This window comes from Acidovorax sp. DW039, assembly GCF_037101375.1.
In the GTDB taxonomy this organism is placed as follows: domain Bacteria; phylum Pseudomonadota; class Gammaproteobacteria; order Burkholderiales; family Burkholderiaceae_C; genus Acidovorax.
Window position 1 is genome coordinate 4,182,045 of record NZ_AP029019.1, and the last position, 12,789, is coordinate 4,194,833.

At 62.2% G+C, this 12,789-nt stretch carries 11 protein-coding genes; 3 read left to right on the forward strand and 8 right to left on the reverse strand.

From position 1 onward, the window contains the following. Positions 1–89 precede the first annotated feature (89 nt). The gene (locus AACH87_RS18730; protein ID WP_338796036.1) at positions 90–1,565 is read left to right on the forward strand and encodes a flagellin; all 1,476 of its coding nucleotides are present in this window, start codon (positions 90–92) and stop codon (positions 1,563–1,565) included. Positions 1,566–1,801: 236 nt separating this feature from the next. Here the strand turns inward: AACH87_RS18730 and AACH87_RS18735 are convergent, their stop codons facing one another. The 8 genes from AACH87_RS18735 to AACH87_RS18770 all read right to left on the reverse strand — a co-directional run bounded on the left by AACH87_RS18735 (position 1,802) and on the right by AACH87_RS18770 (position 10,449). Beyond that, entirely contained in the window at positions 1,802–2,458 is a 657-nt protein-coding gene (locus AACH87_RS18735; protein ID WP_338796037.1) for a hypothetical protein, read from the reverse strand. A gap of 2 nt (positions 2,459–2,460) precedes the next feature. Further along, positions 2,461–3,360 carry an NAD(P)-dependent oxidoreductase gene (locus AACH87_RS18740; protein WP_338796038.1) on the reverse strand — a complete coding sequence of 300 codons (900 nt, stop codon included), beginning with the start codon at positions 3,358–3,360 and terminating at the stop codon, positions 2,461–2,463. A gap of 12 nt (positions 3,361–3,372) precedes the next feature. Further along, positions 3,373–4,461, reverse strand: a complete 1,089-nt coding sequence (locus AACH87_RS18745) for an FkbM family methyltransferase (protein ID WP_338796039.1) — start codon at positions 4,459–4,461, stop codon at positions 3,373–3,375. A 36-nt stretch (positions 4,462–4,497) separates the two neighbouring features. Next, positions 4,498–5,739 carry a class I SAM-dependent methyltransferase gene (locus tag AACH87_RS18750; protein ID WP_338796040.1) on the reverse strand — a complete coding sequence of 414 codons (1,242 nt, stop codon included), beginning with the start codon at positions 5,737–5,739 and terminating at the stop codon, positions 4,498–4,500. Further along, a complete protein-coding gene (gene rfbC, locus AACH87_RS18755; RefSeq protein ID WP_338796041.1) occupies positions 5,736–6,299 on the reverse strand; it encodes a dTDP-4-dehydrorhamnose 3,5-epimerase in 564 nt (187 codons plus the stop codon). Before rfbC ends, AACH87_RS18750 begins: the two co-directional genes overlap by 4 nt. Then, entirely contained in the window at positions 6,296–7,369 is a 1,074-nt protein-coding gene (rfbG, locus tag AACH87_RS18760; protein ID WP_338796043.1) for a CDP-glucose 4,6-dehydratase, read from the reverse strand. Before rfbG ends, rfbC begins: the two co-directional genes overlap by 4 nt. After that, complete coding sequence (rfbF, locus tag AACH87_RS18765) at positions 7,369–8,139, reverse strand: glucose-1-phosphate cytidylyltransferase (protein WP_338796044.1); 771 nt, start codon at positions 8,137–8,139, stop codon at positions 7,369–7,371. Before rfbF ends, rfbG begins: the two co-directional genes overlap by 1 nt. 66 nt (positions 8,140–8,205) lie before the next feature. Further along, complete coding sequence (locus AACH87_RS18770; RefSeq protein WP_338796045.1) at positions 8,206–10,449, reverse strand: tetratricopeptide repeat protein; 2,244 nt, start codon at positions 10,447–10,449, stop codon at positions 8,206–8,208. 463 nt (positions 10,450–10,912) lie between these two features. Here AACH87_RS18770 and motA point away from each other — a divergent pair, with 463 nt between their 5' ends. Both motA and motB read left to right on the forward strand, forming a co-directional pair. Next, a complete protein-coding gene (gene motA, locus AACH87_RS18775; RefSeq protein WP_338796047.1) occupies positions 10,913–11,773 on the forward strand; it encodes a flagellar motor stator protein MotA in 861 nt (286 codons plus the stop codon). A 12-nt stretch (positions 11,774–11,785) separates the two neighbouring features. Continuing rightward, on the forward strand, positions 11,786–12,709 hold the full coding sequence (gene motB / locus AACH87_RS18780) for a flagellar motor protein MotB (protein WP_338796048.1): 924 nt from the start codon (positions 11,786–11,788) through the stop codon (positions 12,707–12,709). The last annotated feature ends 80 nt before the right edge of the window (positions 12,710–12,789 follow it).

Consider the following 12,789-nt stretch of genomic DNA (forward strand, 5'->3'; position numbering starts at 1 on the left):
AATTCCTCCATCGTTCCCAAAAAGTCCGCCGGAGGGGCAACGCTTAAACCGGCAGAAATGTTTGTCTTCAGCTCTGCAGGAGTAACGCAATGGCATCCACTATCAATACCAACGTTGCATCGTTGACCGCGCAACGTAACCTCAGCACGAGCCAGAGTTCGCTGAACACTTCCATTCAGCGCCTGTCCTCGGGTCTGCGCATCAACAGCGCCAAGGACGACGCCGCCGGTCTGGCGATCTCTGAGCGCTTCACCAGCCAGATTCGCGGGCTGAACCAGGCTGCACGCAACGCCAACGATGGTATTTCCCTGGCGCAGGTCACGGAAGGTGCCATGAAGTCTGCAGGAGACATCCTGCAGCGTGTGCGTGAGCTGGCAGTGCAGTCCGCCAACGCTTCCAACAGTTCCGGCGACCGCAAGGCCCTGCAGCAGGAAGTCTCGCAACTGGTGGCAGAACTGGACCGGATTTCGCAAACTACCGAGTTCAACGGTCAAAAGCTGCTGGACGGGACCTTTGGCACCCAGCAGTTCCAGGTGGGCGCAAACGCCAACCAGACCATCACCGCAGCAACCGCTAACTTACGCACCACGGTGTATGGCAACAACCAAGTCCAGGCGCCTGGCGTCGCAGCAGGCACAGGCGCATGGGGTGCTAACGGCGTGACCAGCGCAGCCGTGACCATCAACGGATCGATTGGCAGCAAGGTCGTCAACGTGGGAGCCAACCAGACGGCCAAGACCATTGCTGACAACGTGAACTTTGTAAAGTCAGATACCGGCGTGACCGCTACAGCACGTACGGAAGTGAAGCTGTCATTTGCTGGGGCAGGTGCCTATGCACTGGCTTTGCGCTCCGACAATGGCGCCGATCAGGCCATTTCCTTCACGCTGAGTGCCAACAACACTGCCGATGGCTTGTCGTCCGCCATTTCGGCAATCAACGATCAGTCGTCTAAAACTGGCGTCACTGCGGCTCTGGATACCACTGGTACTGCCATCATTTTGACCAACGCGACAGGTAACGACATTCGCATTGCCGATACCACCGTGGTCAATGCCGGGGCTGTCACTGTTCAGAAACTGGCAGCTGACGGAACCAACTCCGGAGCCGCGGTTACCTTGGCGGCAGACTCCACGGCTGACAGCTCCATTACCAGCGGCTACATCACCCTGGACTCGGAAAAGTCGTTTGCCATCGACAACTCCACTGCAGCAACCACGGACGCGTTCGCGGACTCTGCCTCCACACTGCAAAAAGTGTCGGACTTGGACATCACCACGTTCGGAAAAGCCACCGAGGCGCTCAAGACCGTGGACTCAGCCCTGGCGTTCATCAGCAGCGAGCGAGCGAAACTAGGCGCCTTGCAGGCACGCTTTGAAACCAGTATCGCCAGCTTGAACATCACGTCGGAGAACCTCTCTGCCTCCCGCTCGCGCATTCAGGACGCCGACTTTGCCGCAGAAACGGCCAATCTTTCCCGCGCCCAGATCCTGCAGCAGGCTGGAACCGCCATGGTGGCTCAGGCCAACCAAATCCCGCAGGGCGTGCTGTCGCTGCTCAAGTAAAAAAGCGCCATTGCCTCTGGGCTGCAGGTTGGTGGACCTGCGCCTTACCCTGCCCTCATCCCCGGCAGCCATCACAGGCTCCGGGGTTTTTTGTTGATCAATGGCGACAGCGAGACCCCCATCGCGATACATCAAAAATGATAGCTACCAGCGCTTGATAGATAAGCGCAAAAGCCAGTTTTTTGCAGTCACTCACTGATGCAAGCAGGGATCAGCCTCCTCAGCAAGCAGCTGGTTCAGCGGCGGAAGATATCCTGCAGCGCGTCGCGCCGCGTAGGCTTGAAGACCACCTGCCCCCCTTGGCCCGGGTACACCGTGCAGTGGCCGGGCGTGTCGGTATTGACCAGGCTGGTGCCCTGCGACAACACGGTGCCATCGCCCACCTGGCAGCCACCGATGATGGCGGTGCCTGCATACATCACCACCCCCTCGCCCAACACCGGGGCTACGCCGTGGTTCTTGCCCACGGTGGAGTTCTGGTAAACGACCAGGTAATTGCCGTAAGTGGCCTTGGCAAAGACGATGCCCACCGAGTGGCCAATGAACATCACCTCCGGCATCTCGATCTCGTAGAACAGATCAATCCCGTTGAGCGCCTTGTTCAGGCCAAACAGCTTGGTGCACAGCGTGCGGTTGCCGGTGGCCTTCCAAATCGTATTGGCCAGGTAATAGAGAAACAGCGTGTACTGGGTGGAATGCAGATGGTCGAACTCATTGGGCGTCCACCACCGCACCTCGTTGATGCACCGGCCCAGCCGCGCCAGGGCGGCATCCATATGGGCCGCCAGCACCACCGGGGCATCGGCATCAAGCCCATCGGGGTAGAACGTCGCCAATTGGCGAGCCACGTAAGTGGAGAGTTCGTTGCGCGACAAATGCAGCGGCTTGAGCATGCTCAGGCTCCTGGGCCAGTGGCCCACAGTGAATCCAGCGCCGCAAGCAGCCCACGGGGTTGCCATTGCAGCTCGGTGCGCAGGCGCTCAGTGCTGATGCGAGGCGTGGGGGCTGGCCGGGTATCCAGCAAGGGCTGCACGGCACAGCCCCAGCGCTGCTTCAGGTAATCAAACAGTTCGGCATTGGACACATTGACCCCGGAGGCCACGTTGTACACCGGTGCCTGCCCTTGCACGGCAATGCGGATCAGTGCATCGACCACGTCGTCCAGGTGCACGTAGTCGCGGGTGAAATGGGGGGATGACTGCACGGTGACCTGCCCGGCCCCTGCGGCACGGGCCTGGAGCACCTGCCGCAGCAGGGTGGGCAAAAAGCCATCGGCATCCTGCGGCCCCTCGTACACACAGGCCAGCCGCGCTATGCGGGCTCTCCCCTGCCCCGCCACATGGCACAGGGATTCCCCCAGCCCCTTGGAGAGGTCATAGAGATGGCGGGGGTTGGCCGGGTCCATGGGTAGAACGGCATCTTCGCGGGCTTCGCCCTCGCCCCCTGAATCCCCCAAACCGTCGTACAGCCGGGTGGACGACAAATAGACCAGTGACTGCAGCGTGCCCTGTGCCAGCCCGTGCTGCAGCACCTGCGCCAAGTGGCTGACATGGGCTTGCACGGTGTCGAAAGGGCGGGCCAGGTAGTCTGCCGTGAGCCCGGCGCAATACATGACATGGCCCAGCAAATGGCCGGGTGGCGGCTGCCAGGGCCATACCTCATGGCGGCCCGGTACCCAGACCTGCGCGCCACGCGCCCGCAAGGTGGTGCACAGCCGCTGCCCCACAAAGCCGGCCGCGCCCACCACCGTGAAGTGCTGGCCTTGCAGAGCGTGGTGATCCGTCCGGGAGATCAACGCGCCGCCTTTTCAGAACCCGCCCACGGGGTGGTGCAGGTGCGGGTCCTTGTGCGGCAGCAGCTTGGGGCTGACACCTTCCACGATGCGGAAGGCACTGCCCTGCACACGCGCCGCATCGGGCACGGCCAGCATGTTGAAGCCATGGGGCGGGCCGTCCAGGTACACCGAATCGAGCGGCACCAGCTCCACGGGCTGGCCGGGCATCTCGCGGTGGGAGTTGATGTCGCGCACCGCGTACACGGCGTAGCCCAGGTCCAGCAGCAGGCGGCACAGGGGGGTGGCACGCAGGCCCTGCGACCAGTCCACATACGTGCGGTGCAGTTCAAACACCACGTGGGGCTTGTCCCGGGCCAGCACTTGCTGCGCGCCTTGCAGCGCCGCCAGCTCGGCCCCTTCAATGTCCAGCTGGATCAAGCCGATACGGCGGCCCTGACGCTGGGCGTAGTCGTCCATGGCCACGGTGTCAAAGCCGCTGCCATCCTGCACGCTGACCATGTTGGCAAACGAGTCAAATCCGTCGAGCCGCATGCGCTCGCCGCTGCGGCTCCACAGGCCCGCCACATTCACCACCACGTTGGTCAAATGGTTCAGGTCGATATTGCGCTGCAGCATCGCGGCCTGCTGGGGGTTGGGCTCGAAGCAGTGCACCTTCAGATCGCGCCCGGCAAGCTGGCGGGCCACCAGCACAGCCTGGTCGCCAAAGTACGCACCACCCACCAACACATCCCCTTGCAGGTCACGGCCCAGCTCCAGCAGCAGCTTGGTGGTCTGCGGCTCCCATACATGGGTGGGGTGCTCCGCCTCGGATAGCAAAAAGTCGCGGGCGATCTTGGTGCGGTACAGAAACTGAAAGCGCGTGCCATCGGCCAGTATCTTGTCGTACTGATCGGTGTCCAGGTGCAGGGCGTCGATGATGGGGCCCACCACCTCGTCACGCACCGAGCCAGCGCAAGCAATCTGCCCTTCGCACTCGCGCAGCAGGGCGATCATGCGGGCGCGCAGCGCCGGGTCACGCCCCAGGGTTTGCATGGCAAGCTGCAGGCGCTTGCCATCCAGGTCACGCGGGTCGTTGCTGGTCATGGCGGGGGTGGCTGTCATGGCGCGGGCTCCTCAAAATTCAGGCAATAAGGCAATTCAAAACACTTCCAGCCGCGGCACGGCCACGGCAAATTGGCCGCCCCAGCTGCGCACATAGTCCAGCTGCGCGGCCACTTCATCGCGCAGGTTCCAGGGCAGGATCAGCACCCGGTCGGGCCGTTGCGCGCGCAGGTGGGCTTCATCGACGATGGGGATGCGGCTGCCCGGCAAATACTGGCCCTGCTTGGCGGGGTTTTTATCCACCACGTAGGGCAGCAGGTCGGGCCGCACGCCCGCAAAGTTGAGCAGCGTGTTGCCCTTGGCGGCTGCGCCGTAGGCACCGACGGTGAGGCCCGCGGCCTGGCATTGCAATAAAAACGATAGCAGCTCGCGCTTGATACGCAAGGTCTGGGGCTGAAAATCGCTGTAAAAACCCTCGCTCAGCAAGCCTGCAGCGGCTTCCGTGGCCAGCAGTTGCGCCACGCGCTCAGTGCCTTCGGGCGTGGCCTGTGGGTGGGCGGCGGCATCGGCCCGGGCGGCGAACACGCGCAGGCTGCCGCCGTGGGTGGGCAGCTCTTGCACATCTACCACCGCCAGCCCGTTGGCGGCAAAGATGCGCTGCACGGCGGTGAGCGACAAATACGAGTAATGCTCGTGGTAGGCCGTGTCGAACTGGCAGCCCTGCACCATGCGCAGCAGGTGCGGAAACTCGAAGGTGGCCACGCCATGGGGCTTGAGCAGGCGGGTGAAGCCGCCCACAAAGTCGTTGATGTCCGGCACATGGGCTAGCACATTGTTGGCGGCGATCAGGTCGGCCTGGCGGCCAGCGCGGGCCAGCTCATCGGCCAGGGCCACGCCAAAAAAGCGCTCCACCACCTCCAGGCCCAGCGCCCGCGCCGCCTTGGCCGTGCTGGCTGTGGGCTCAATGCCGTAGCAAGGGATGCCCGCCTTATGCACGTACTGCAGCAGGTAGCCGTCGTTCGATGCGACCTCGACCACGCAACTGCCCGCACCCAACCCCAGGCGCTGCTGCATGGCCTGCACGTAAGCCTTGGCGTGGGCGAGCCAGGAGGTGGAGAACGAGCTGAAGTAAGCGTAGTCGTGCGTGAACAGGGCCTCACGCCCGGCGTGGTCTTCGGTCTGCACCAGCCAGCAGTGCGTGCACACCAGCAAGCGCAGCGGGAACCAGACCTCGGGCGCGCGCAGGGCGGCCTCACTCAGGTAAGCGTTGGACGGCGGCGCGCTGCCCAGGTCTAAAAACGGCAGGTGCAGCGGCTGGCCGCAGTGTCGGCACTTCACAGGTGCAATCCTTCAAACGATGCAGTCAGCAGCGCATGGCTGCGGTCGCGCTCGGACATTTCGCCCACGGGCAGCGGCCAAGGCAGCGCCAAGCGTGGGTCCAGCGGGTTCAGGCCCGCTTCTGCGCCGGGCGCGTAGGCGGCAGAGTGCAGATACAGCAGTTCTGCGTCGCCGGTCAGCGCCTGAAAGCCATGCGCAAAGCCGGGCGGGATGAGCAGCGCGCAGGCGTTGTCGGGGGACAAGCGCTCGGCGTGCCATTGCAAAAAGGTGGGCGAGCCTGCGCGCAGGTCCACGGCCACGTCCCACACCTCGCCGCGCAGGCAGCTCACCAGCTTCATCTCGGCATGGGGCGGGCGCTGGTAGTGCAGGCCGCGCACGCTGCCGCGCTGGCGCGTGAGGCTGTGATTGATCTGGGCGATGGGCTGAGTCCATCGTGCAGCGGCCAGCTCGTCGGCGCAGAACAGGCGCTCGAACAGGCCACGCGCATCCTGCAGGGGTTGGCGCTGCACGCGCACCAACCCGTGCAGGGGCAAAGGGGTGCAGACAAAACGTGAGCTCACTGCGTGGCCTCCCAGGCATCCAGGTCGGCCATGCACAGGGCCCGGGCATCGGCCCCGCCCTGCTGGGCGCGGTACCAGGCCATGGTGCGGGCCACGGCGGTGTCCAGCCCCCAGCGGGGGGCCACGCCCAGGGCCTGGCGGGCGTGGGCAGTTTCCAGCGCCAGCCAGCCCGCTTCGTGCGGTCCTTTACTATGATTTTCATAGCTGGTTGCGCTGGATGGATAAGCGCTAGAGGCCATTTTGACCACATACCCCACCGTAGCAGCCTCGTGCGGCAGCGGGCCAAAGTTGTAGGCCCCGGCGCGGGTGGGGTCGGCCCACAGCCGCTCGGCCAGGCACAGGTAGGCGGCCAGCGGCTCGATCACATGCTGCCAGGGGCGCGTGGCCTCGGGGTGGCGAATGTGCAAGGTCTGCCCGGCGCTCCAGGCGCGCACGGCGTCGGGCAGCAAGCGATCGGCCGCCCAGTCGCCCCCACCAATCACATTGCCCGCCCGCGCCGTGGCCACGGCCACGCCCTGCGCGGCCAAAAAGGCATCGCGGTAGCTGGCGGTGACGATCTCGGCCGCCGCCTTGCTGGCGCTGTAGGGGTCGTGGCCACCCAGCGGGTCGTCCTCACGGTAGGGGTAGACCCACTCGCGGTTGCGGTAGACCTTGTCGGTGGTCACTACCACCACGGCGCGCACATCGGCCTGGCCCCGCAGCGCATCCAGCACATGGGCCGTGCCCATGACGTTGGTGGCGTGGGTGCCCAGCGGGTCGGCGTAGCCTGCGCGCACCAGCGCCTGCGCGGCCAGGTGCAGCACGACCTGCGGGCGGGCGGCCTGCACCTGGGCAGCCACGGCTTGGGCGTCGCGCACATCGCATGCGTGGCTGGCGTGCATGTCGCCTGCCACACGTGCCAGGGTAAAGAGATTGGGCTCAGTGGCGGGCGCGAGGGCCAAGCCCGTCACTTCCGCCCCCATGCGCGCCAGCCACAGGGCCAGCCAGCTGCCTTTGAAGCCGGTGTGCCCGGTCAGCAGCACGCGCTTGCCGCGCCAAAAATCAGGGGTGGGTTGCACGCTTTGGGGCATTACCAGGTCTTCCAGGGGGCCTGGCCGCTTTGCCATAGGTCTTCGAGCAGGTTTTTCTCGCGCAGCGTGTCCATGGGTTGCCAAAAGCCCGTGTGCTCAAACGCCTGCAACTGGCCGCTTTGGGCCAGGCGCTGCATGGGCTCCAGTTCCCAGCTGGTAGCGTCGTCTTCAATCAGGCCAATCACTTCTGGCTGCAGCACAAAAAAGCCGCCGTTGATCCAACCGCCATCACCCCGTGGCTTTTCTTCAAAGCCCTGCACTGCGTCGCCGTTGCGCACCAGCGCGCCATAACGGCCAGGGGGTTGCACTGCCGTGACGGTCGCCTGGAGGCCATGGGCACGGTGAAATGCAAATTGCGCGGTCATGTCGAGGTCGGCCACGCCATCGCCATAGGTAAAGCAAAACGGCTGTCCGGGCTCCAGGTACTCCTGCACCCGGCGCAGGCGCCCGCCGGTCATGGTGCTCTCGCCGGTGTCCACCAGCGTCACGCGCCAGGGCTCGGCGTGGCGGTGGTGCACTTCCATGCGGTTGTTGGCCATGTCAAAGGTCACGTCGGACATGTGCAGGAAGTAGTTGGCGAAATACTCCTTGATCACATAGCCCTTGTAGCCCAGGCAGACGATGAAGTCATTGACGCCATGGGTGGCATACATCTTCATGATGTGCCACAGGATGGGCCGCCCTCCGATTTCGATCATGGGCTTGGGCTTGAGGTGTGACTCTTCGGAGATGCGGGTTCCGAGCCCGCCAGCGAGCAGTACGGCTTTCATATGCCAGAGGATAGTGATGCTGGGTATGAGCGCAAAGCCAATGTCGAGGGCAAAAAAGTGCCCATCTCAGGCTTTCGCCGCCTGCTCTGCGCACCAACGAGCAAACATCTGCGCATAAGCGTCTTCCACGTCGCGCGCAAAGCCCTCCTCATCCATCAGAGCAGAAGCCTGCATTTGCGAACGAAGATTGCTGCGAATGCGTGCCAGCTCAGGCAGATCGCTCGCCAAAGCCACCAGCTTGTCCACATACTCTGACTCGGTATGGGCAATCCATTCGGGATGCCCAATGGCAGACAGCACCGATGCGCCCAGAGTCCCCATGCTGGGAACCCCCGCCAAGGACACAAACGGCAAGCCCATGTAAAGGGACTCGATCAACGTAGTGCCTGAATTTTGCGGGAAGCAGTCCAGTGCGATATCCGCACGCCGCAGTACGTTCCACGGAGGGCTCTCGAAGCCCATGAGAACACGCTCGCGCGGAACGCCGAGGGCCTCGAAGCGCTGCCACCATTGCTCACGCACATCAGCCTGGCTGAAATTGCCGCTGTTGATCTCCAGCTTCGCGTTCGGCATGCGTTTCAGCAACCGAGCCCAAGCGTTCACCACGCGATCGTTGAGCCGCACTGCACGCGTCAATGTGCAGAAGGTGATGTGTCCGTTACTCAACGCAGGAAGTTCATTCACGGCCCCTGCGTTCGGGTTGGAACGATAGACAAAGGGCGTGCGAGGCAAGCGCCAGGGTGTCTCGGAAAACAGGTGCTCCGCGCCCTCAGGAACCGTAACCGCATCGGTCAGGTAATAGTCGATCGCTTTGAGGCCCGTGGTGTAACCAGAGTCCAGCCAGTGCAAAGAAACAGGCGCGGGTTTGCGAGCAAAGGCGCCCAGCCGGTGGCCCTTGGTCTGCCCGGCAATGTCTACCAGGATGTCAATGCCGTCGGCACGAATGCGTGCCGCCAGCTCATCGTCACTCAACTGGCGGGTGTCGATCCAATGCTCAAACAACGTCCGGTAGTGGTCAGTGACATCGTCCTCCAGCTCAAAAGGGCCTGAGTACGCAAACAGTTCTACCCGTGAATGGTCATGATTCTCCAGCAAGGGCTGCAGGAAAGGGCGACAGGCATGGGTGCGAAACACCGGAGCCACGTAGCCCACCCGCAAACGGCGGGCAGGATCACGGTTGTTGGTGTGCGGCCGCCAAGCAGCGCGGTAGGGCTCACAAAAGAGTTCGTTGAAGCGCTGGTAAGCCGCCAATCTCTCCAACGGGTCCATCTCAGGCGCACAGTTGGCAACAAACAAGTAACTGCTGTGGATTGCCCGGTCTTGTGGATCCAGTTCCAGAGCCTTGTTCAACGCTTCCAAGGCCTCGGGCAAACGGCCTTGGTCTTTGAGCAGCATGCCCAATGCGACGTATCCATGCGCCATCCCGGGACTGACCACAAGGGCTCTGCGCATGCAGGCCTCCGCCTCCTTGAAGCGGTTCATTTCGCCCAACAGAATAGCCAGATTGAGCAATACCGGTGGATCATCCCCGCCGCACTTCAGGGCGGTCCGGTAGGCAGTCTCCGCAGCCTGCATGCGCGCCTGACCTCGCATCACGATGCCCAGATTGAACCAGCCCTGTTTGAAACCCGGCGCGTGACCCACCGCCTGACGCAGCAGTACCTCTGCCTGCACGAGATCACCCTGCAGACTGCGTGCGTACCCATAGTTACTGAGGACATCCACATCCTTGGGATACAGCTGAAGGGCTCCGCGCATGGATTCGATGGCGGCAGCTACCTGGCCCAACTGCAACTGCGCCGCCCCCAAGGACTTCAAACCCAGAGGACACTGGGGATATTGGCGCGCCAGTTTGCGGCCCCAGCGCAGGACTTCTTCAAATTGCCCCGTATCGAACAAGCGGTTGACCTGGTCGCGCTGGGCTGCGGGCACTGTACGGCCTGGATACGGGGCCGCGTTGCGAGCACGCCGCAAGGCCACATCGACCAAACGCTCGACCAGCTCCCCCACCGCATCGCCCGACAATCCGGCACGGCGAGCGTCCTCCAGAATGTCCTCTGCCAAAGCGCATTCGTCCGCGTGGATCAAGGCATCCACCAGACTCACCCAATACTGGTAGTTTTTGGGCTGTGCCTGTAAGGCCTTTTGAAAGAAGGGAATAGCCGCCAAAAACTGACTGCATTCCACCGCAATCACTCCGAGGTTGTGATTGGCATCCGGGTGCTCAGCCGCAATGCTGAGCACGGCCCGATACAGCTCTTCAGCCTGCTGCAAGTTTCCCGCACGGTGACACTCCAGAGCCAAGGCCATAGTGCGCGCCACCAAAGATTGAACCGGATCGAAGTCTGCATCTTCGCCAGCGCTTGGCTCAGCGCCAGTCGACGATATCGCGGAAGGCTCAACTACATCTGAGGGGTCTGTCACGGGCGTCCTTCTGATTTACCTGGATTCCAGCTTGCTTTACGCTGTAGCCAGCCTTTGAACAAGGGTAATAAGTGGAAAGGATAAACAGGACCGTGGGGCAAGAAAGCTGAAAAAGCACAGTAATTGAGGACACCCGGGGGTAGCACGGTGGTGTTCATCACTTGTAGCATCCAAAAACGACACCCCCTTCGACATGGACCAAATAGAACGGCGCTTTACGGCTTCCTCGCTTGTTTGGTTCAAGCACAATCAGATAAAGTGCTTTACAAAATGAAGTAATCCTCGATGGACAGGAGCTTCATCCCCTTTTTCTATTGAAGGCTCAGGCCACCGCAACCACCGAACCAGCATGTTTGTCATCATCGGCTACGTCGTCAGCATGGTCTGTATCTTCGGCGTGTACATCTTTCACGGCGGGAACATCAAGGTCATTTTGACGGCCCTCCCCTTCGAGATGATCACCATTGGGGGCAGCGCCTTGGGCGCCTTCGTGGTGAACAACCAGCCCAAGGTGCTCAAGGCCACGCTCAAGGCCATTCCAGAGGCACTCAAGGGCAACAAATACACCAAGGCCCGCTACATGGAGCTGCTGGCCATGTTGTTTGACATCCTTCAGAAGGCCCGCAAGGAAGGCCTGATGGCGATCGAAAAGGACGTGGAAAGCCCCCACGAGTCCGAGATCTTCAAAAAATACCCGGTGGTAGGGCATGACCACCACGTCATCGAGTTCACCACCGACTACCTGCGCATGATGGTGTCGGGCAACCTCAACTCGCATGAGATCGAAGCACTGATGGATGCCGAAATCGACACCCACCACGCCGAAGCCCACGCCCCAGTGGCTGCGATTGCGCGGCTGGCAGGGGCACTGCCGGCGTTCGGGATCGTGGCAGCGGTGCTGGGTGTGGTGAACACCATGGGCTCGGTGGGGCAACCGCCTTCCGTGCTGGGCGGCATGATCGCCTCTGCGCTGGTGGGAACATTCCTAGGGATCTTGCTCGCCTATGGCTTTGTGGAGCCCCTGGGCGGCCTGCTGGAACAAAAGACCGAAGACGCAGCCAAGGAATTCCAGTGCATCAAGGCGACCTTGCTGGCCAGCATGCAGGGCTACAACCCCGCCACAGCCATCGAGTTTGGCCGCAAAGTGTTGTTTTCTACGGACCGCCCCACGTTCTCCGAACTGGAAGGCCACGTGAAGGGCAAGAAGTAACCGGATTCCACTGTGGCAGAAAAGAAACTCCAGCCCATCATCATCAAGCGCGTCAAGAAGGGTGGCCATGCCGCTCATGGTGGCGCGTGGAAGATTGCCTATGCCGACTTTGTGACGGCGATGATGGCTTTCTTTCTGCTCATGTGGCTGCTGGGCTCTACGGCCAAAGGGGAACTGCAAGGTATTTCGGACTATTTCAGCTCTCCGCTCAAGGTTGCGATGACGGGCGGGGATGGATCGGGCAACAGCTCCAGCGTCATCCCTGGGGGGGGCAACGATCTGTCGAAAGTGCACGGTCAGGTGCGCCGCTCCGAATCTGATGCCGAAAAATCGCGCAAGCAGAGCCTGGAAACCGCCAAGGCCGAACAGGCACGACAAGATGCACAACGCATCAAGACGCTGCAAGCCAAGATCGATGCACTGATCACCGAAAACCCGCGGTTGAACGAATACAAATCCCAGATCCGCATTGATGTCACCCCGGACGGCTTGCAGATCCAGATCGTGGACGACCAGAACCGCCCGATGTTTGACAGTGGCAGTGCCATGGTCAAACCCTACATGCGCGACATCCTGCGCGAGATCGGTGCTGCCCTCAACGGCGTGGAAAACCGCGTCAGCCTGGCGGGCCATACCGATGCCGTGCCCTACGGAAACAGCGACAGGGGCTACAGCAATTGGGAACTCTCGTCCGATCGAGCCAACGCCTCACGCCGTGAACTGGTTGCAGCAGGCATGCCAGACAGCAAGCTGGGCCGCGTGGTGGGGCTGGCTGCGAGCGATCTGTTGGAACCAAACAACCCCCGCTCCCCTGCCAACCGTCGCATTACCATCACGGTATTAACCCGTGAGGCCGAAGAAAGACTCATGGGGAAAGGGGTTCCCACCGTAACATCCACTGAACTGAAGGTGGAAAAGCGGGAAAATCCCGAATGAGGCAGGTCAAAGTTACGCCTTGTCACAACGCCTGCCACACTTGACAATATCTCTAGCCAATTTCGACCGAAAGGGTCCCA